The sequence below is a fragment of the Pontibacter pamirensis genome, assembly GCF_010015475.1.
Lineage (GTDB): Bacteria > Bacteroidota > Bacteroidia > Cytophagales > Hymenobacteraceae > Pontibacter > Pontibacter pamirensis.
This window is the reverse complement of sequence record NZ_SSNI01000009.1, coordinates 81454-102047: the sequence shown is the minus strand read 5'-3', so window position 1 is coordinate 102047 and position 20594 is coordinate 81454. Positions and strand designations below refer to the sequence as shown.

Annotated in this window: 13 protein-coding genes; 1 reads left to right on the top strand and 12 read right to left on the bottom strand. The window is 47.6% G+C overall.

Features of this window, described 5'->3' with window-relative positions:
- Positions 1–21 precede the first annotated feature (21 nt).
- The 10 genes from E1919_RS09930 to E1919_RS09885 form a co-directional block, all read right to left on the bottom strand.
- Positions 22–3477: a two-component regulator propeller domain-containing protein gene (locus E1919_RS09930; protein WP_162053212.1), complete on the bottom strand. Its 3456-nt coding sequence runs from the start codon at positions 3475–3477 to the stop codon at positions 22–24.
- A 540-nt stretch (positions 3478–4017) separates the two neighbouring features.
- Positions 4018–5286: a threonine ammonia-lyase IlvA gene (gene ilvA / locus E1919_RS09925; protein WP_162053211.1), complete on the bottom strand. Its 1269-nt coding sequence runs from the start codon at positions 5284–5286 to the stop codon at positions 4018–4020.
- Between the two features lie 6 nt (positions 5287–5292).
- Positions 5293–6339: a ketol-acid reductoisomerase gene (gene ilvC, locus E1919_RS09920; RefSeq protein ID WP_162053210.1), complete on the bottom strand. Its 1047-nt coding sequence runs from the start codon at positions 6337–6339 to the stop codon at positions 5293–5295.
- Positions 6340–6475: 136 nt separating this feature from the next.
- A complete protein-coding gene (gene ilvN, locus E1919_RS09915; RefSeq protein WP_202915889.1) occupies positions 6476–7084 on the bottom strand; it encodes an acetolactate synthase small subunit in 609 nt (202 codons plus the stop codon).
- A 15-nt stretch (positions 7085–7099) separates the two neighbouring features.
- Positions 7100–8833, bottom strand: a complete 1734-nt coding sequence (gene ilvB, locus E1919_RS09910; RefSeq protein ID WP_162053209.1) for a biosynthetic-type acetolactate synthase large subunit — start codon at positions 8831–8833, stop codon at positions 7100–7102.
- Entirely contained in the window at positions 8790–10514 is a 1725-nt protein-coding gene (gene ilvD / locus E1919_RS09905; protein ID WP_162053208.1) for a dihydroxy-acid dehydratase, read from the bottom strand. The genes ilvB and ilvD overlap by 44 nt, the downstream gene beginning before the upstream one ends.
- Positions 10515–11003: 489 nt before the next feature.
- Positions 11004–12122 carry a 3-isopropylmalate dehydrogenase gene (leuB, locus tag E1919_RS09900; RefSeq protein ID WP_162053207.1) on the bottom strand — a complete coding sequence of 373 codons (1119 nt, stop codon included), beginning with the start codon at positions 12120–12122 and terminating at the stop codon, positions 11004–11006.
- Positions 12110–12706, bottom strand: coding sequence for a 3-isopropylmalate dehydratase small subunit (gene leuD / locus E1919_RS09895; RefSeq protein ID WP_162053206.1), 597 nt, complete (start codon positions 12704–12706; stop codon positions 12110–12112). Before leuD ends, leuB begins: the two co-directional genes overlap by 13 nt.
- Positions 12706–14100 carry a 3-isopropylmalate dehydratase large subunit gene (gene leuC / locus E1919_RS09890; RefSeq protein WP_162053205.1) on the bottom strand — a complete coding sequence of 465 codons (1395 nt, stop codon included), beginning with the start codon at positions 14098–14100 and terminating at the stop codon, positions 12706–12708. Before leuC ends, leuD begins: the two co-directional genes overlap by 1 nt.
- 1 nt (position 14101) lies before the next feature.
- The gene (locus E1919_RS09885) at positions 14102–15268 is read right to left on the bottom strand and encodes a 2-isopropylmalate synthase (RefSeq protein ID WP_162053204.1); all 1167 of its coding nucleotides are present in this window, start codon (positions 15266–15268) and stop codon (positions 14102–14104) included.
- Between the two features lie 165 nt (positions 15269–15433).
- Between E1919_RS09885 and E1919_RS09880 the strand changes: the two genes are divergently transcribed.
- Entirely contained in the window at positions 15434–16978 is a 1545-nt protein-coding gene (locus E1919_RS09880; protein ID WP_162053203.1) for a hypothetical protein, read from the top strand.
- Between the two features lie 149 nt (positions 16979–17127).
- Here E1919_RS09880 and E1919_RS09875 read toward each other — a convergent pair whose 3' ends face one another.
- Complete coding sequence (locus tag E1919_RS09875; RefSeq protein WP_162053202.1) at positions 17128–19245, bottom strand: hypothetical protein; 2118 nt, start codon at positions 19243–19245, stop codon at positions 17128–17130.
- A gap of 580 nt (positions 19246–19825) precedes the next feature.
- Complete coding sequence (locus E1919_RS09870; protein ID WP_162053201.1) at positions 19826–20458, bottom strand: YdcF family protein; 633 nt, start codon at positions 20456–20458, stop codon at positions 19826–19828.
- Positions 20459–20594: the final 136 nt, after the last annotated feature.

Sequence of the window (20594 nt, the reverse complement as noted above, 5' to 3'; positions counted from 1 at the left end):
TATCCTGCAAGCCATCCCGCCTTATACTGTAGCTTCCTCTGCAGCAACCAAGTCTCTCACCGGCAGTGATATAATGAACTCTGCGTATTCGTTCTTCTCTGTATCCACCTGTAGCTTTCCGCCATGGCCTTTCGTGATAATCTCGTAGCTAAGCGAAAGTCCAAGACCTGTTCCTTCCCCGGAGGGCTTTGTGGTAAAGAAAGGCTGAAAGATTTTATCTTTTAAGTCTCCTGCTATGCCTGTGCCATTGTCGCGTACCCGCACTTCTACCCTGCCCTCCAACTGGCGTGTGCTTACACGCACCTCCGGGACGTAGCCCTGCATATCCTGCACCTGCCGCTGCTGCACAGCATAAAATGCGTTGTTGAACAGGTTCAGGAATACCCGCCCTATCTCCTGCGGCACTACTTCTACCTTCTCCACTGCCGGATCAAAGTCCTTGATCAGACGCACGTTGAAGCCCTTATCTTTTCCCTTTAGCCCGTGGTATGACAGGCGCAGGTACTCATCAGCAAGCGCATTAAGGTCGGTAGGCTCTTTATGGCCCGCATTTGCTCTGGAGTGCTGCAGCATGCCTTTCACAATCGAATCTGCACGCCTGCCGTGCTGCTGAATCTTATGCAGGTTACGGGCAAGGTCGCCTATAAGCGACTGCGCCACTTCCACCCGCCCCAAATCCAGTTCCTGCCCAAGTTCAGCGCAAAGTTCCACGCTTACTTCAGAAAAATTGTTCACGAAGTTCAACGGGTTCTGGATCTCATGGGCAATACCTGCCGTTAGTTCACCCAGCGAAGCCATCTTCTCTGACTGGATCAGCTGCGACTGCGTAGACTGTAACTCTTCAAGCGTTTGCTCCATGCGATCGTGCTGAGCCTTAATCTTCCTGTTCTTCTCCAGGATTTCATCGTTCTGTGCCATCACTTCAGTTGTTCGCGCCTGCACCTTCTGTTCTAAAACCCTGTTTTCGCACTTCAATTTGCTTGAGCGGTACTCGATAGCACCCCATATAATACCTCCGAATGCTAGCACATATAAACCTATAGCCCACCAGGTGCTCCACCAGGGAGGGTTAACAAGAATGGCAATGTTTTTTTCAGACCACTCGCCATCACTGTTCGCCACTTTTAGATAAAAAACATACTTGCCGGGCGGCACTTTGAAATAAGATGCTGTTCGGTCAGGCCCGGCTATACGCCACACATCATCGTAATTCTGGAGCTTGTACAGATGGCGGTTTGCTTCCGGACTTATATAATGAATACCCGCAAAGCTTAAAGAGAAAACATTCTCTTTATAAGGCAGCTGAATCTCTTTTACTTCTGATAGGGGCACTTGAAAAGGTTGGCCTTTGCCCGGTTTCACAGATTGATCAAAAAGACGGAAATCTGTGAAAATTATTTCGGGGGCTTTGTTATTTAAGCCAATCTGGGCAGGAAGAAAGCTATAGTAGCCATTCATGTCACCTATAAATATCTCTCCTCCCCGCCCTCTGTGCCCTCCATAGGTAAAGGCGCTTGGATTTATGCCGTAGTTCCAGCCATACGTTCCTACCACATCGCGGGTCCGGTTAAGTCGTATCAGACCTGCCGAGGCACTTATCCAAAGATTTTGCTGCTTGTCTTCTGAAATATGTATCACGGTGGAAACTCCCTTTGATGTAAAAGGATCTAAAAAAGGCTCAAAGCTACCTGAACCGGGATGCAGGCGGAAGAGCCCGTTATCAGTTCCTGCCCACACCACTCCTGCTGCATCTTCATAAACGTTGTTTATGTCTTCCCCTTCCAGATAGCGTGTAAACTTGTTTGTTGTTTGGTTTAAATAATAAAGCCCCTCTCCACCGTGGTATATACCTATCCATAGATTGCCTTTGCTGTCCTCGGACAGGCAGTTAATCATACTTTCCTGTACACCTTTGTTAGTGAAGCTGTCACTGGTTAAGTAATGTTTGAAAGTAGAATTCTGAGCGTCGAAACGGTCAAGGCCATCGGTGGTTCCTATCCACAGTGCCCCTTTTTTATCCTCCAGAATAGCAATCACAGTATTGCTGCTTATGCTGCCGCTTTGCCCTGGGTCATGCCTGTATGCGGTGAAAGTTTCTGTACTGCGGTTAAAGCGGTTTAGGCCGCCCTCCTCAGTGCCTATCCATAGTACACCCTGCCGATCCTCTTTTATATCAAATACATTATTATCGCTCAGGCTGTTCGGGTTTTTAGCATCGTGAGCGAAATGCTCCATGCTGTTACTGTGCGGCTGCTTACGGAAGATACCCTTTTCTGTACCTAGCCATAATATTCCAGAAGAATCCTCGTAGAATGCGGATACAGATGTTCCCATCTCCACATATGGAATCACTTTCTGAAAAGGGTTTACACGGTAAATGTCTCCACCCCAGGTGCTGATCCAAAGCACCCCTTCCCGGGAGGTATAGGCGTACCAGGTACCGTTGTCCTCTAAGTTATGAGGCACATTCTTGCTGTACTCAAAATGCTTTACTTTTTTTGTTTCCGGATTATACCGGTTAAGGCCTCCTCTATACGACCCAATCCAGATAGTTCCTGCCGCATCTTCGTGTATAAAAGTGATACCGTCTTCCGTTTTACCACTTTTCAGATATGGCCGGCTGAGTTTTTCAGGCTGCTCCGGATCATACAGGTGCCGCTCAAATGTACCTTCTTCACGGTTCATGGTATGCAGGCCATCGCCATAAGTACCTACCCAGAAAACACCCTCGCTATCCTCAAGTATAGCCCGCACCTTGTTGTCAATCAAGGTATTGGGATTTTCGGGGTCGTGCATGTAACGCTGAAACTTGCCTGTAGTACGGTTGAAGCGGTTGAGCCCGCCTTCACCTTTCGGTGTCTCTCCAGGGAAAGGGCTTCCGGTACCAACCCAGAGTGTGCCCTGCCGGTCTTCATAAAGAGCCCGCACCTGGTTGTTACTTAGGCTGTAAGGGTCATCTTTATCTTGCATGTAGTGTGTGAAGGTGCCTGTAGCCGGGTGATAACGGTTAAGCCCGTTGTGAGTACCAATCCACAGCACCCCTTCATGGTCCTCTAGAATAACGGTAACGGTATCGCTGCTAAGGCTTTTCTTATCGCTGGGATTATGAGTAAAGTGCGTAAATTTTCCTGTAGCAGGGTTCAACCTGTCAAGCCCATGTCCGAAGGTGCCAATCCAGATAGAACCCTCTTTGTCGGCATGAACGCATTCTGTCCAGTTAGCAGCCAGTGATCCAGGGTCGTTTACATCATTTTTATAGACTACCCACTGATAGCCATTGTAGCGGAACAAACCTGTTTGCTTTGAAAACCACATGTAGCCCTGCTGGTCTTGTGTCATACCTGTAACAAAACCGCCATAGCTTAGGCCCTCCAAAGGAGCAACCCGCTTGAAGGCTACCTGCTGTGCCGAAGACAGATTTAAGCAGGACAGCAGTAAAAGGCTAACGAGTATAAAGAGAGGGTGAAGGGTTTTCATGACATCTGCTCAAAACAGTGACATACCTGCTCTGCAAAACTACACCAGTGCAGTTATACACGTTGATGCAGCACTATGGATTTTAACCGGAACCCATCCCGAAGAAGAAGCTAAACAGGGCGCTTTAGCTTGTAACACTTTAAAAAATCACCCTCTACACTTAAAGAGGATTATAATTTTATGTAGGTGTGTTTGCTTTAGTTCAATGGAACAGACACAGTTACTCACTATAATTATACGTATAATAAATTTTACTAATAAGCTAAATAGTCGTTTTCTTCAGATATTTTTAGTTGATGTAAGATTTTTTTTACCAAGCGCCGAATAAACACGAGCTAGAAGAGAGTCAGTATATTTTGTTTACAATGAACTGTGGGAAAGCGGTATAATGGTGCAAATACAACCTCCTTTCACACTGCAATTGATTTATGGGTTCATCTGCACCATCAGGAGAAGCAGAGCAGGCTTAAATCAAAAAACCGCTTCATTATAGAATGAGCGGCTTTTTTGAATAACTAACAAACATACTAACTTAAAAAGTCATAAGAACATGTTGAGGAAATCCTGCTTACCATTCAGGTATTCGTAGGCAAAGCCCTCTTCCGTCATCCGCGCTTTAATATTCTGCACGTCCTGCGATTGTTTCACTTCTATACCTATAAACACAGGGCCTTTCTCTTTGTTGTTTTTCTTGATATACTGGAAGTGAATGATGTCATCGTCCGGACCAAGCACTCTGTTCATGAAAATCCGCAGCGCTCCGGGCGTTTGGCTAAATGTTATCATAAAATAATGCTTCAACCCCTGGTGCTGCATCGCCCGCTCCTTGATGTCCTCCATGCGGGTAATGTCGTTGTTACTGCCGCTGATAACGCAGACGACATTCTTACCTTTTATTTTATCAGCATAATACTTCAGCACAGAAACTGACAGTGTACCAGCAGGTTCCAGCACCACACCTTCTTCATTGTACATCTTCAGGATGTCCACGCATATCTGCCCTTCCGGCACCAGCACCACGTCATCCAGCAGTTCCCTGCAAATCCCGAAGGTTAACTCTCCCGGAGATTTCACGGCAGCGCCATCCACAAAAGAATCAATGTTATCCAGCGCCAGGCGCTTCTGCGCCTTCAGGGAATTGTACATAGACGGTGCCCCCTGCGGCTGCACACCTATCAGCTTTGTTTTCGGGCTGATTTGCTTAAAAACACTGGATACTCCGGCGGCCAGTCCTCCGCCCCCAATCGGCATGAACAGGTAATCAATCTGAAAGTTCGCTGCCTCCAGTATCTCCAGCCCTACGGTTGCCTGGCCTTCCACCACGGCAATATCGTCGAAGGGAGGCACAAAGGTGCTGCCCCGGCTATCAGAGAATTCCTTGGCGGCCTTAAACGTGTCGTCGTAGGTGTCGCCTGTCAGCACTACTTCAACCATTTCTTTTCCGAACCCGCGCACTTTGCTCACCTTTTGAGCAGGTGTTTTGGCTGGCATAAAGATATAGCCCTTTAACCCGAGTAGCTGGCACGCGTAGGCCACGCCCTGTGCATGGTTTCCGGCGCTGGAGCAGACAATCTCCCGCCCCTCCTGCTGTGGCAGGCTACTCATCTTGTTGTAAGCACCCCTGATTTTGTAAGAGCGCACCACCTGCAAATCCTCCCGCTTCAGATATACATGGGCATCGTATAACTGCGACAACCAATGGTTCTGCAGCAAAGGAGTTTTGTTGATAACGCCTTTCAGGTTTTTCGCTGCCTTCTCTACCTTCTCTAATGAAACAACAGTGTCTAAAGCGACTATATCTTTATCCATTTGCCTTTACTTTGATCGGGAGCGCAGCTTTCTTACTGTAGCTCCTGTTTGCCATAACTCTGACTCGCGCAGTTCTTTCAGTTCTGCCTCAAGCTCTTTTCTGTAACCCGGAGTTGAACCACGCTGTATGGTACGCTCTGCTTCTTTCCCGGATTCCACGCTATCATATAAATCGTTCAATACTGGTAGCGTAGCTTCTCTGAATTTGCCTTTCCAGTCCAGGGCTCCACGCTGAGCGGTTACGGAGCAGTTAGCATACATCCAGTCCATGCCGTTTTCACCTACCAGCGGCACTAAGCTCTGCGTCAGTTCTTCAACCGTTTCGTTGAATGCCTCAGACGGCGAGTGACCGCGCTCGCGCAGCACCTGGTACTGAGCCTCGATGATACCTGCCAAGGCACCCATCAGCACACCACGCTCACCTGTCAAGTCGCTGTATACTTCTTTTTTGAAATCTGTCTCGAAAAGGTAACCGGAGCCTACACCGATGCCCATAGCTACCGCTTTCTCATAGGCTTTGCCTGAAGCATCCTGGAACACTGCAAAAGAAGAATTTAAACCGCCGCCGCTTACGAACAATCTGCGCAGGCTGGTACCGCTTCCTTTAGGGGCCACCAGGATAACATCTACATCTTTTGGTGGAACGATGCTTGTTTGCTCTTTAAAGGTGATGCCGAAGCCGTGAGAGAAATACAGTGTCTTGCCCGGCTTAAGTCTTTCTTTGATAGTTGGCCACAAAGCTATCTGGCCGGCATCTGAAAGCAGGTTGGCAATAATGGTACCGCGCTCAGCGGCTTCTTCTATTGAGAAGAGCGTTTTTCCCTCTACCCAGCCGTCTTCCAAAGCTTTGTCCCATGAAGGAGAATCTTTGCGCTGACCAACAATTACATTAAACCCGTTGTCTTTCATATTCAGTGCCTGTCCGGGACCTTGTACACCGTATCCAATCACTGCAATAACTTCATCTTTTAGCACTTCAAGTGCTTTAGCAAGCGGGAATTCCTCGCGTGTAACTACTGTTTCGTCTACTCCTCCAAAATTGATAGTTGCCATTTTGTTTTAGCTGGTTTATGATTTGTAAATTATTTTTTCTTTTGTTTAATGATAGTGAGATGCGAAATGAGAAACGTTTCTCTCTTTCCTTATCTCCTATAAAATGATATGCTTTGGCAGCGGGTTATCACTGCCGTTACATACTAAAAACGTTATTCCTGGTATTCAGGTCTCTGCTTTCTATTGTCTCGTTGCCCGGTTCCGCTTTTTCAAACTCCCGCAGCTTTCTGTTGAAGCCTTCGCTGTCTTTTATGATGGCGATTCTGGCGCTACGCACGAATTCTATCAACTCGAATGACTGCAGCACTTTTAGAAGATTGTCTGTTTCTTCGCGGTGGCCGGTTGTTTCGAAAACAGTATAATCTTTTCTTATCACCACGGCACGAGCTCCGTTTTCCCGTAGCAGCCGCTCTACCAGCGCCTTTTCTGCTATAATGTCAGTCGGAACTTTATATAGGGCCATCTCCTGCCATATAACATCTTTGTTGGTATGGTAATAGACTTTTAGAACCTCTACCTGCTTTTCTATCTGCTTAGCCAGTTTATGAACCACCTCCTCTGTTTCAATAATAACAATATTGAAGCGGTGTATCCCCTCAATTTCTGAGGGAGATGTGTTCAGGCTTTCAACGTTCATTTTCCTTCTGGAGAAAATGGTCGCTATCCGGTTAAGCAGCCCCACATGGTTTTCTGTGTACACCGTGAAATTGAACTCCTGCTTCTCCATATGATCTTGATTGCTCATCGTGTTTATTCGCTTTTACTTCAGCCTTATTTCGCTTACACTGCAGCCCTGTGGCACCATCGGGAAAACATTGTTTTCTTTTGTTACCATTACCTCCAAAAGATAAGCTCCTTTGTGCTGAAGCATTTCCTGCAAGGAATTTCTCAGGTTTTCTCGCTCAGATACTTTCTTTCCTGGTATGCCATACCCATCCGCTACTTTTACATAATCAGGACTGGTGATATCTACAAAAGAATAGCGCTTTTCATGGAAAAGCTGCTGCCACTGCCGCACCATTCCCAGAAACTGGTTGTTAACGATGACTATTTTAACATCGATATCGCTCTGCATGATCGTCCCCAGTTCCTGGATGGTCATTTGGATACCGCCATCACCGGCAAAAGCAATCACTGTTCTGTCTGGTGCCCCAAGTTTGGCTCCAATGGCCGCAGGCAGGGCAAAGCCCATGGTGCCCAAACCGCCGCTGGTGATGTTGCTACGGGTGTGGTTCAGCTTCGCATACCGGCAGGCCACCATCTGGTTCTGCCCCACGTCACTCACGATTATGGCATCACCGTTTGTCAGTTCATTAAGCTGCTGCATCACCTCCCCCATCGTTATCTCGCCGGAAGTAGGGTGCAGTTCATCCTGCATCACCTCTTCTACTTCTTTTTGATGGTAAGTATTAAATTTCTGGAGCCATTCTGTATGACTTTTCTCCTCGACAAGCGCAGTTAGCAATGGTAAAGTCTCTTTACAGTCTCCCCAAACCGGAACCGTTGTTTTCACATTCTTATCGATTTCTGAGGGATCAATATCCAAGTGAATCACTTTCGCCTGCTTCGCATATTTATCCAGTCGCCCGGTCACCCTGTCATCGAAACGCATTCCAATGGCAATAAGCACATCACATTCATTTGTCAGCACATTGGGTCCGTAGTTGCCGTGCATGCCCAGCATGCCAACATTCTGAGGGTGGTCGCTTGGTATGGCACCGGCTCCTAAAATTGTCCAGGCGGCAGGTATACCGCTCTTTTCAATAAAAGCCTTGAACTCCTGTTCCGCAGACCCCAGAATAACCCCCTGCCCCCACAGCACAAACGGTTTCTTTGCCTGATTTATCAGCTCGGCTGCCTGTGCCACATACTCCTTTCGGATAATTGGCTTCGGCCGGTAGCTACGGACATGGCTGCAAGGTTTATAAGCAACACAATCAAATGGCTGTAGCTGCGCATTTTTGGTGATGTCGATGAGGACTGGGCCGGGGCGACCGCTTTTAGCTAAGTAAAAAGCTTTGGCAAGCACACCGGGTATTTCGCAAGCATCCGTAATCTGATAATTCCATTTAGTAACTGGCGCTGAGATACTCACCACATCCGCCTCCTGAAAAGCATCAGTTCCTAAAAGTTGCGCATACACCTGCCCCGTAATGCAAACCAGGGGGGTGCTGTCAATCTGGGCATCGGCAAGCCCTGTAATAAGGTTTGTGGCTCCGGGTCCGCTTGTGGCAAATACAACACCCACTTTTCCTGATGCACGGGCATAGCCTTGCCCTGCATGTATGCCACCCTGCTCGTGCCGGACCAACACATGGTTAAACCTATCCATGTAGTCATACAAAGCATCATACACAGGCATGATGGCGCCGCCGGGATACCCGAAAATAGTGTCCACCCCCTCATTCAGCAGAGAAATTATAAGTGCTTCACTTCCTGTTATTGTCTTCTTATCTGCCAGCAGTTCTGGCACTAGTTTCTCTTGCGTTAGCATATTCCTCTTCTAAATCTGTTATACATCCGTTACTTGCATCGCTCACCGTTCTGATATACTTCTGGAGCACTCCTCTCTTCACTTTAGCTTCCGGCGCTACCCATTTGTCGCGGCGCAGTGCCAGCAGGGCATCGTCTACCTGCAGGTGAACGCTATTGGTCGCAACATCCAGCGTAATAATGTCACCCTCTTCTATGAAAGCAATGTTACCGCCGTCAAATGCTTCCGGACAAACGTGCCCTATCACAAAGCCGTGCGTTCCGCCAGAGAAGCGCCCGTCTGTAATCAAGGCTACTTTATCGCCTAAACCGGCACCCATAATGGCGGAAGTTGGTTTCAGCATTTCCGGCATACCCGGCCCGCCTTTCGGGCCGACATAGCGAATAACCACAACATCGCCTGCTTTCACTTTATTTACTTTCAGCCCTTCGTTCAGTTCTTCTTCTGAATCGAAGACAACAGCCGGGCCTTCAAATTTTAATCCTTCTTTACCTGTAATCTTCGCCACGCCCCCCTTGGTAGCCAGGTTGCCGTAAAGTATCTGTATGTGGCCATCTGCTTTGATAGGGTTAGACAGTGGGCGCAGCAGGTCCTGCTCTTCGCCCAGCGGCTTCACATCGGCCAGGTTCTCTGCCACCGTTTTGCCTGTCACCGTCAGCAGGTCTCCGTTGATGAGTCCCTCATTCAGCAGTGTTTTCATCACTGCCGGCACACCGCCCAAAGAGCAAAGGTCTTCCATCAGGTACTTTCCGCTTGGCTTCATGTCGCCCAGCACCGGCACGCGGTTACTGACCGCCTGGAAATCTTCCAGCGTCAGCTTCACGCCTGCCGCAGAGGCGATGGCAATCAGGTGAATCACCGCGTTGGTAGATCCGCCAAGCACCGTAATCACGACCATGGCGTTTTCGAATGCCTCCCGCACCAGTATGTCGCGCGGCTTGATGTCTTTTTCCAGCAGGTTCAGCAGGTAATGGCCCGTTTGAAGGCATTCGTCTCTTTTCTGCTGGCTTACAGCCGGAGAGGAGGAGGTATAAGGAATAGACATCCCCAGCGCTTCTGCCGCAGAGGCCATGGTGTTGGCGGTGTACATACCACCACAGGCACCCGGCCCCGGACAGGCGTTGCGGATAATGCCCCTGTAATCTTCCTCTGAAATATTATTGTTCAGTTTCTGACCGTATGCTTCAAAACAAGAAACGATGTTCAGCTTCTCCCCTTTGAAATTACCTGATTTAATCGTGCCGCCATACACCATCAGCGATGGTCTGTTCAGGCGGGCCATTGCGATAAGCGAACCGGGCATGTTTTTGTCACAACCTACCACACAAGCCAGCGCATCATAATTATGTGCACCCGATATCGTCTCAATGGAGTCAGCAATCACTTCTCGCGATACCAGTGAGTAGCGCATACCCTCGGTACCGTTGGTGATGCCGTCGCTCACCCCGATGGTGTTGAAGCGCAAACCTACCATTCCCAGCTGATTTACTCCCTTCTTTACTTCATCTGCCAGACCGTCGAGGTGCATGTTGCAGGTGTTGCCTTCGAAACCCGTGGAGCAGATGCCCACAAAAGGTTTTTGCAGATCCTCTTCTGATAATCCAGAGCCTATGAGCATGGCCTGCGATGCAGGTAAGCTGTCGTCTTGTGTATAAATGCGGCTATATTTGTTTAAGGCCATTGTGGTGATTTGTTTTTTGTTCGCTAAGTAGAGGCTGTGGCAGCATCTATTGAAGTATTGTCACTATGCTACGTTGGCTTCTTTATATTGTTGTTCTGTTAAAAAGAGTACTTCTTCACTATTAAACTTTCAACAACTTCCTACTTTTGGTCTTACTATCAAAATGTTGCTCCAAATTCACTACTATTTCTAAGAGGCTTAATTACACATATAAACACCTGATTTTAAACACTTTAAAAAACAAGCTAATACATTATCTAATAAGTTTGAGTCTCTCCTTTTTGTTTATAAAGCTTCATCATTTTTCTTATAACAGGCCAACCAGAAAAACCTGACAGAAAAAAAAAGCAGCCATCCCAGTTAAGATGGCTGCTTTATATATAGTGCTTCTATGCGCTTTATCGTTCGCAAACCATTTCCACCCCTCGTGTAATTAGCACAAGGACAATAATTATGAAGCGGATGACAGTCTCCTTTTGCATGGCTGGTTTAGATGATAGTGCTCAATCCTACCTCTATGTTGCTCCTGTGCGGAACCACCAAGGCCCCTTCTAAAACATAATAGGCGATAAAGCTTCCCACCTGCTCTGTGCTGTAAGGCGAAGTTGGGTTCAGTTCCGGCGTCAGCACCTGTTTCTCCAGGGCATTGTGTACAGCTACTTTAATTAAGTCAGCTTCCTTCTGTAGGTTGAAATGCTCGAGCATCATCGCCGCAGACAGAATAGCCGCAATAGGGTTGGCTATTCCCTTGCCTTTTGCCTGAGGATAGGAACCATGTATGGGCTCAAACAATGAAACATGATTTCCTACAGAGGCAGACGGAAGCAAGCCAAGAGAACCGGCTATAACAGACGCCTCATCAGAAAGAATGTCGCCAAACATATTTTCTGTCAGTATCACATCAAAGGCGCGCGGGTTAAGTATAAGTTGCATCGCCGCATTGTCCACGAACAGGTAATCCACCGCTACTTCAGGATAAGCCGGTGCCATTTCCTGTACTACCTCCCGCCATAAACGGGAGGTCTCCAGCACATTGGCTTTGTCTACCAGCGTCAGTTTCTGGCGCCTCATAGCTGCGGACTGAAAAGCGAGGTGTGCGATGCGCACGATTTCTTCTTTGCTATAAGTGCAGTTATCGTACGCGCTGTCGGCTGTGCGTCCTTTTTCACCGAAGTAAATGCCGCCTATCAGCTCACGGAAAATAAGCATATCAGCGCCTGCAATGCGTGTGTTCTTTAAAGGAGAGTGATCCAGCAGTACATCATAGGCTGTAACAGGTCTGATATTGGCGAAAAGTCCCAAAGACTTGCGCAAACGTAGCAGGCCCTGCTCTGGCCGCACTTTGGCCGCCGGGTTATTATCATACTTAGGATCGCCGATGGCACCCAGCAAAATAGCATCTGCCTCCATACAGGCATCCACTGTTTCCTCCGGAAGCGGGTTTCCTGTTGCGTCAATGGCGCAGGCGCCCATCAGGTGTTTTTCGAACAGAAAGCGGTGCCCAAACCTTTCAGCTACAGCTTCCAGTACTTTAATGGCTTCATTACAGACTTCAGGTCCTATGCCGTCGCCCGGCAATACTACTATCTTCTTATTTAATACGCCCATGGTCTTGTGCTTTCGTATGCTTCTATCGCCTCTTTCTGGCTCACTAAAAAATCAATATCGTCGTAGCCGTTTATCAGGCACTCTTTTTTATACGGATCAATATCAAAGGTAACCTTCTCGTCCCAGGCAGGAACATAGAACTCCTGGTCTGGCAGGTTTACCACTAATTCTGTTTGCGGGTCTTTTTCTACTTGCTCAAAAAGCCGCTGCAGCATCTGGTCCGACACCTGCAAAGGAAGCAGGCCGTTATTCAGGGCATTGCCCCGGAAAATGTCTGCGAAGTAACTGGATATCACCACCCGGAAACCGGCATCGTAGATAGCCCAGGCGGCATGTTCGCGGCTGGAACCGCAGCCAAAATTTTTACCTGCAATTAGAATCTGACCGCTATAACGCGGGTTGTTAAGGGCAAAATCTGCTTTGGGATTGCCGCTGTTTTCGTAGCGCCAGTCTCTGAAAAGATTCTCTCCGAATCCTTCTCTGGAAGTAGCTTTCAGGAACCGGGCAGGTATAATCTGATCGGTGTCTATGTTTTCTATCGGTAACGGAACAGCGCCCGATTGTACTATCTCGAACTTCTCCATTAATTCAGGTATTGGGTTATGTCAACAATCTTTCCTTCCACAGCAGTAATGGCTGCTACTAAAGGGCTGGCCAGTAATGTCCTGGAACCTGGTCCCTGGCGGCCTTCGAAGTTCCTGTTAGAGGTAGAAACACAATAAGCTCCGGCAGGTATTTTATCTTCATTCATAGCCAGGCAGGCGCTACACCCCGGCTCACGGAGCTCAAAGCCTGCTTCTGCCAGCAGTTTATCCAAACCTTCCGCTTTCGCCTGTTGCTCTACCTGCTTGGAACCGGGTACAATGATTGCCTCTACATGACTTGCCTTCTGTCGCCCTTTCACAAAGTCTGCCACTATGCGAAGGTCTTCTATGCGTGAATTGGTACAACTACCAATAAACACGTAGTTTATTTCTTTGCCAATTAAAGACTCTCCCGGCGCAAAACCCATATACTGCAACGACTTGTCGAAGCTGGCAGCCTCACCTGTCGGTACATTCACCGGAATAGAGGAACTAATCGGAATACCCATACCCGGATTCGTACCAAACGTAATCATCGGCGTGATATCGCTGGCATCAAAGAAGTATTCTTTATCGAAGGTTGCTCCTTCTTCTGTGTATAAGGTTTTCCAGTAAGCCAGTGCCTGCTCCCATTGTTCGCCTCTCGGTGCATGCTCGCGGCCCTTTACATAGTCGAAGGTTGTCTCGTCAGGCGCAATCATACCGCCACGTGCGCCCATTTCGATGCTCATATTGCACACTGTCATGCGTCCTTCCATGCTCAGGGAGCGGATGGCACTGCCGGCATACTCTACAAAATAGCCTGTCGCGCCGCCTGTTCCTAATTTTGAAATAACATAGAGGATCAGGTCTTTGGCGGACACGCCTTTGTGCAGTGGGCCATCAATAGTGATTCTCATTTTTTTAGGCTTGCTAAGCAGCAAGCACTGCGAAGCCATAACCTGAGCTACCTGGCTGGTACCAATACCAAAGGCGACGGCACCGAATGCGCCATGGGTAGAGGTGTGGCTGTCGCCACACACGATGGTCATACCCGGTTGGGTAATGCCTAGTTCCGGACCGATAACGTGTACAATGCCCTGGTTCTGATGCCCCAGACCGAAAAGCTCTACACCATACTTGCTGCAGTTCTCGGTAAGCTTGTCTACCTGCAACCGCGAAAGCGGCTCCTGTATAGGCAGGTGCTGGTTTTTTGTAGGCACGTTGTGGTCGGCAGTAGCTACTATTTTTTCTTTTCTGAATAGCGGCAGGTTGCGGGCTTCTATTTCATCAAAGGCCTGCGGGCTTGTTACCTCATGTATCAGGTGCCTGTCGATATAAAAAACATCCAGCCCCCCCGGAATAGAGCGAACCACATGGGCATCCCATATTTTATCAAATAATGTCTTTTTCATATTAGCTGGCCGCAACCAGGTTTTCTTGTTCTACTAAGGCGTGCAAATCATTGTCCACAACTTCTTTCTTGCAATCTGCTACCTGCAGGAAAGAAGCATAGGCTTTATCGAGTGTGTTCTTATCGAAATTATACCCAATCTTTTGCAAACGGTAAGCCAAAGCTGCGCGCCCTGATCGTGCTGTCAGCACAATTGATGAATCCGGCACACCTACATCGCGTGGATCGATGATTTCGTATGTCTCGCGGTGCTTGATGACCCCATCTTGATGAATACCACTCGAGTGGGAGAAAGCATTTGATCCGACAATGGCCTTGTTCGGCTGCACCGGCATGCGCATCATGTGCGACACCATAGCCGAAGTTTCCGCCAACAGTTTTGAGTTGACATTAGTATCAAGCTTCAGGTACGGGTGCTGGCGTAAAATCATGACTACCTCTTCTAAGGCTGTGTTTCCGGCGCGCTCCCCAACCCCGTTGATGGTGCACTCAACCTGGCGGGCACCATTCACCACACCTGCAATAGAGTTGGCGGTAGCCAGCCCTAAATCGTTATGGCAATGCGTGGAAAGGCGGACTCTGTCGATTCCCTTCACGTTCTCGTACAGGTACTTTATTTTTGCACCGTACTCTTCCGGCAGACAGTAACCGGTTGTGTCCGGGATATTCAATACGGTAGCACCCGCTTTAACGGCTGCCTCACATATTTTTGCAAGGAATTCATTTTCTGTTCTCCCGGCATCTTCTGCATAAAATTCCACATCTTCCACAAAGCTCTTCGCCAGGCGAACAGCCTCTACTGCACGTTCCATCACTTTCTCTTGTGTGGTGCGCAGCTTATATTGTATATGAGACTCGGAAGTACCTATTCCCGTATGTATTCTTGGTTTTTTTGCAGTGGCAAGCGCTGCTGCTGCTACCCGTATGTCCTGCTCCACAGCTCTTGACAATCCACAAACAGTAGCTTCCTTTGTTTGTGCCGCTATTGCTTTCACTGCTTCAAAGTCCCCAGGGCTTGATACCGGGAAGCCAGCTTCAATCACATCTACCCCCAGAAGTTCGAGTTGCCGAGCTATTACCAGTTTCTCATCCATGTTTAATTTGCAACCAGGCACTTGCTCGCCATCCCGTAAGGTGGTGTCAAAGATTTGTATTTTCTGAGCCGACATACTTTATTTGATTTATTATTGCAGATAGAATTCTTTATAGAAGCGTAAATAAGGGTATAAACAGCAGCTACCAAAACTATTTAAGGTACAGCCTGTTATTTCTAACTCAAGCGCTCATCCATACAACTTGCTGATAAATAAGCAATTAATCAATTAATTGATACGATGTCTACCAAAACGAATGATCCTGTTTTTCAATTGGTCAAATCCCTTACCAAATCAGAGAAGCGCCATTTCCGGTTGTTTTCCAAGAGACAGGGCGTTTCTGATGGACTGAAGTTTCTGCAGCTTTTCGATGCCATGGACAGCCAGACACAGTATGATGAAGAGAAAGTTTTGGCTCTGGCCCCCTCCGTTAAGAAAGTACAACTGGCAAACATGAAGGCCAACCTGTACAAGCAGCTCTTGTCCAGCCTTCGCCTGTACCACGCTAACCAGAACCTCGACATCCAATTACACGAGCAGTTGGACTATGCCCGTGTGCTGTATAATAAAGGCTTTTACCAGCAAAGCCTGAAAATGCTTGAAAAGGTAAAGACGGGCGCATTACAGGCAGAAATGCCCCACATTGCCTTAACCGCTATTGATTTTGAGAAGCTGATAGAGTCGCAGTACATTACACGAAGCCTGGAAGGGAAGGCAGAAGCACTATCTTCAGAAGCGGTTGACACTGCCCTGCATGTGTCGCAGATTCACGCTCTCTCCAATGCTGCGCTGCGCCTCTACGGTTTGTATATAAAGGTAGGGCACGCCCGCAATGTGGAAGATTATAACAGCACAACAGCTTTCTTCAAAGAAAATCTGCCTGTGATAGATTTGGCACGTGCCGGATTTACGGAAAGATTATACTACTACCAGGCTCACGTCTGGTACAATTATATAGTTCAGGATTTTAAAGCCTGCTACAGGTATGCTCAGAAGTGGGTGGATTTGTTTGAGGATAATCCTGAAATGAAGTACAAGCAGGACATGCTTTATATCAAAGGCCTGCACAACTTGCTGCTAGCTTTATACAATATGCTGTACTACAGCAAGTTCAAGGAAGTACTGCAGAAACTGGAAGACTTTGCCGCTGACACCAACAGGCGTTCCAGCCCCAACTCAGAGATGCTGCTGTTTCTCTTCATTTATACAAACAAGATTAACAATTACTTTCTGGAAGGGAAATTTACCGAAGGCTTAGAAATTATACCTGAGCTGCTTGAGAACCTGAATCGTTTTAAATCGCACCTTGACCCGCACCGCAGGCTTATGTTTTATTATAAAATCGCCAGCCTCTACTTTGGGAGCGGAGACTATCATCATGCCATTAAATATCTCCAGAAGATTATCTACTACAAAGACATCAGCCTGCGGGAAGACCTGCAGTGCTTTGCCCGCATCTTAAACCTTATTGCACACTATGAGGCCGGTGAGGACGAGGTGTTGGAGTATCAGATCAGGTCTGTATATCGCTTCCTGGGTAAGATGAACAATCAGCAGCAAATGCAGGTAGAGATTTTCAGATTCCTGCGCAGTTTGGGGGACGTTACACCAGGCGAGTTAAAGGACGCTTTTGCGTCACTAAAGGAAAAACTAATGACCATATCGCTGGACCCTTACGAAAAAAGGCCTTTCCTCTACTTAGACATCATCTCCTGGCTCGAGAGCAAAATAGAAAGCATTCCGGTTCAGGAGGTTATCAAAAGAAAGCATAAGGGGATGAAGTAGCTCTTTTAAATTTCAAACTTTGGTTAAGCAATGAGCCCCAAAAGAGGGACGAGCTATTTTTATCCTTAGGTTATTGATAACACAAGGCTATAAGCAGTTCGTCCCTCTGGGGCTGAAATCCAACCAATGTGGTGCTGCTATTGTTCCTCTTATTGCCTCGACACAAATACAGGCGTCTCCGTTGCAGTAATTTTCAGCTTTCCGTTTTTCGTCTTTACCGCTACTTTTTTCATTTCCCCGGCGCCTTCCACTAATGAATGAATGACGGCTTTGTCAGTTCCCAGGTTCAGTTCATATTCTCCTGTTCTGCTCACCTGGTCCGGTATCCAGAGGACATATATTTCATCATCTTTTAATTCGTACACATCAACAGCCGGGTCAGAACTGAGGGTCCTTTTATAGGTATAGCTGCCCATTAGTTTGTTCAACTGCGCTTTAAAATCAGCCGCTGGCCGGCGTTTGTAGCCATTCACTTTATCAATCTCACCAGAGGTAGAGTACTTACCGGGACCTGGGTTAGTCACATCGGTAGCCATATAAGTGTAGATTCGGTAAATCCCCAGCCGTGCATAGAGAAGTGCTGCTCTGATACCCCAGTCGGCCTGTGTCTGTAAGATGCTTCTGGTTGGTGTAGCCATCGCTCTTTGGGGAGACTCGGAATGAACATCATAGCCTGTTTCAGAAATCTGCACTGGCATGCCTTCACATTCTTCATACGACAGCTGCAGGAAGGACTTTGCTCTTTCAGTTGCGGTGGATAGTTCCGGACAAATTCCAGTGGTGTTTGCCTGCTGGTCCTGCGTTGAGTTAGCGGTATTATGGTACACGTGGTAATCAATGATATCAAAAGGAAGATCTACTACCTTCTGCCTTTTGTCATTCAGCTTATACCCCCTGTTTTCTTTGCTCCAGTCTATCATGCCCCTCATAAACCCGATGTCTCCTACGAGGCCTCCTACCACGACCTGCATCGATGGATCGGCCGTTTTAACGCCATAGCCCGGCCCCATTTTGCCTTTGTGTCCATCGTAGCAGGCAGAGCTCCTAGCAGCATATTCCCGGCCATTCTGATACGCCTGCCTGCCATGCCAGTAGCGATCCGGTTCATTGTCTACCTGCATATACTGAACAGTACCCAGTCCCGCTTTGGATTTGTTAGCCGGTTGGTTCGGGTAAAATGGCTCTTCCTTTACAGAAAGAAACTCTTCCGGAATATCTTTGTTTCTGCCGTAGCGGGCGGAAATCCGGTAATAAAGGTGTGCTACTTTCCTGTAAGAGTCCCAATTCTCTCCATCTGCATCCCATGCTTTCGGCACATTACTCTCTCCTCTTTGTTCAGGGGGATAATTGGCTTCCTGAAACCAATCGGGAACTTTCTGCGGACACACCATTACCTCTTTTCCCTCATCATGCATGCGCTGATAATACGTGTCTCTTAAAGCGCCACCCCAGGCGGAAGGTTCATAAGTAAACTCCCCCTCTTTATCCTCAAAAGTTTTCCAGTCGGTATAGTCACGGAAACAGGTATACCCCTTTAGCGCCTCCCATTTATGTTCTGCCACACCGTCCCATATATTCTGTGGGTCTACCACATCCGGCCAAAGTATCACCATACCAAGCATGTTGCCGATTGGTGCCATCTCCGGTACGTATGGCGCAGGCGCCTTATAAGGAAGCCAGTTGCCTGTCAGCCTGATTTCGTTGGGCAAATGAGTGTCTATTTGGAAGATGATATAGGCCACGTCTATTGCTTCAGCCAGTTTATACCTTGCATCCGTATTCTCCGGCGACCAGGCCAGCGGGTCCTTTCCTGTAGTCCATTTCCTGAAGTCTTTCCCGTCAAACACAGGGCCTGGTTCCCTCTTCCAGGTGCCATCTGCAACAGCACTTCTGCGAACAAAGTACGTTCGCATTGCTCCTTTTACTATGTCTCCGTTACCGTCATAGAACTCCATGTTCTGCAGGTTAAACTCCAGTTCTTCCGGAATCCGCACCCACAGTTCAGAAGGCTTCACGAGCGGTTTCCAGTCCAGTACCACACTGTTATCTACATCACCGTCAAACAGCTTCTGTACGTCCTGCTGTTTGCTGTGGCTCAGGTGGTAGGCCTGAATAAACTCAGAGGGTAGTACCCCCTTATACCTTCCGGAAGGAAGTAAAACAGGAGCATCCTCAGAAGCAGATTCCTGGTTTCCGTTTATGAATTGCCTCGTCTCTCGTAAAAGTACATATGCGCGGTCCTGCGTTAGCCGTGCTATTTTCTCCATAGCATGTCCCTCTATGATTCTAGTCGAAGCATTATGTTTGACTTCCAGGAAAGTAAACCCGCATAAAACCAATAAAAGTCCGAATATCAGAAAAAGGTGGAGCTTGGATGTTTTTAACTTCATGTTATGCGCCGCATGTGATAAGAGCATGTATACTTTTTATGATTGAATATAATTATGCATAATTTCAGGCTCTGATATGGCCTCTTTATAATGGAATAAGGTACTTTGGCGCTAACAATAGCTGTGGTCAGATTTTGAAAGTGCGCATTTGCAGCTTCTTTCATACGGTTTAAACATGCTCGTGCTTACAAATCATAGACGACTTGATATACGAGAAATGCTTCTCTATCCTTTGGAAGAAAACCTTTCCCTGCAGTATAGTACGTTTTTTTACAAGGTGTTTTTTTCGTGGTCTAATTTTACTTCAGAAAAAAAAATTGAATTAACTCAGATATGAACTGCTCCTTGGGTACGCTCTGAAAAGACTGCATGAAGTAAATGCAGATAACATTTCCATGGAGCACTATCAGATAGCGCCTTCTTGAACATATGCTCCAGCGCTTCCCACAGCTACCAGTTATGAAGAGAGGTAGCCTGTGTCTCGTTTGTTAAGGTAAACAATCACATCCTCTACAGAGGCAAGGTCACCTATCTCGTGATACTTCCGGATGCGCGTCATTTCTCCGGCAATCAGTCCGGCCCTTGCAGCCTGCACCTTCCCCTGTGAGTGCACCACTTCCTCCTTCCACGGCATGGTACTTCCTGGTTGACTATAAAGGTACAACTCCGGGTAAACTCTAAGCGCTGCCGTTACGGCGGCCATAAAAGCCCGTGGCTGTTGAAAAGGCGAAGCCGTTACGATAAGGTGCTTATACTGCTTCTCTCTGGCATGCACCATCAGCGACTCAGCTTCAAAGCCTGTGTGCAGAATATCGTTGTCTGCCGACACACGAGACACCGGCTCCAGTAACCCCTCCTCCACTCCGGAACTGATCAGCGCATTTTTCCAGCTATTGAAGCCGGGATAGCCGCTAATGGGTTCTGTGTTCATAAATAACACTTTTTTAGCTCTCTTCTGCTGCAGTAGTTGTCGTGCAGCTGCAAACACTGATTCTTGGTTATCTGTCGTTTGGCCAAACAGGAAAAGGGCATCTGCAGGCTCATCCGGCAGCGTGTCGCAGAGCGACCGGATTATTAATTCTTCTATCATAGCTACCCTTATACGAAGGGCGGCTGCGCCGGATGCCGTTCTGAGCAGTAAGTAGTGCTAAGTCCCAAAATCAGTAAAGGAACAATTGAGATGAATGATGGATGATTCTTTTCTCTAGAATAATGTATGATGTACC

What these genes read in the sequence shown, in the direction of transcription:
- E1919_RS09875 (WP_162053202.1), bottom strand. Translation starts at nt 19,245, where the DNA reads ATGGAGAAAATAGCACGGCTAACGCAGGACCGCGCATATGTACTTTTA.
- E1919_RS09930 (WP_162053212.1), bottom strand. Translation starts at nt 3,477, where the DNA reads ATGAAAACCCTTCACCCTCTCTTTATACTCGTTAGCCTTTTACTGCTG.
- E1919_RS09885 (WP_162053204.1), bottom strand. Translation starts at nt 15,268, where the DNA reads ATGTCGGCTCAGAAAATACAAATCTTTGACACCACCTTACGGGATGGC.
- leuB (WP_162053207.1), bottom strand. Translation starts at nt 12,122, where the DNA reads ATGGGCGTATTAAATAAGAAGATAGTAGTATTGCCGGGCGACGGCATA.
- ilvN (WP_202915889.1), bottom strand. Translation starts at nt 7,084, where the DNA reads ATGAGCAATCAAGATCATATGGAGAAGCAGGAGTTCAATTTCACGGTG.
- ilvD (WP_162053208.1), bottom strand. Translation starts at nt 10,514, where the DNA reads ATGGCCTTAAACAAATATAGCCGCATTTATACACAAGACGACAGCTTA.
- E1919_RS09870 (WP_162053201.1), bottom strand. Translation starts at nt 20,458, where the DNA reads ATGATAGAAGAATTAATAATCCGGTCGCTCTGCGACACGCTGCCGGAT.
- ilvA (WP_162053211.1), bottom strand. Translation starts at nt 5,286, where the DNA reads ATGGATAAAGATATAGTCGCTTTAGACACTGTTGTTTCATTAGAGAAG.
- E1919_RS09880 (WP_162053203.1), top strand. Translation starts at nt 15,434, where the DNA reads ATGTCTACCAAAACGAATGATCCTGTTTTTCAATTGGTCAAATCCCTT.
- leuD (WP_162053206.1), bottom strand. Translation starts at nt 12,706, where the DNA reads ATGGAGAAGTTCGAGATAGTACAATCGGGCGCTGTTCCGTTACCGATA.
- ilvB (WP_162053209.1), bottom strand. Translation starts at nt 8,833, where the DNA reads ATGCTAACGCAAGAGAAACTAGTGCCAGAACTGCTGGCAGATAAGAAG.
- leuC (WP_162053205.1), bottom strand. Translation starts at nt 14,100, where the DNA reads ATGAAAAAGACATTATTTGATAAAATATGGGATGCCCATGTGGTTCGC.
- ilvC (WP_162053210.1), bottom strand. Translation starts at nt 6,339, where the DNA reads ATGGCAACTATCAATTTTGGAGGAGTAGACGAAACAGTAGTTACACGC.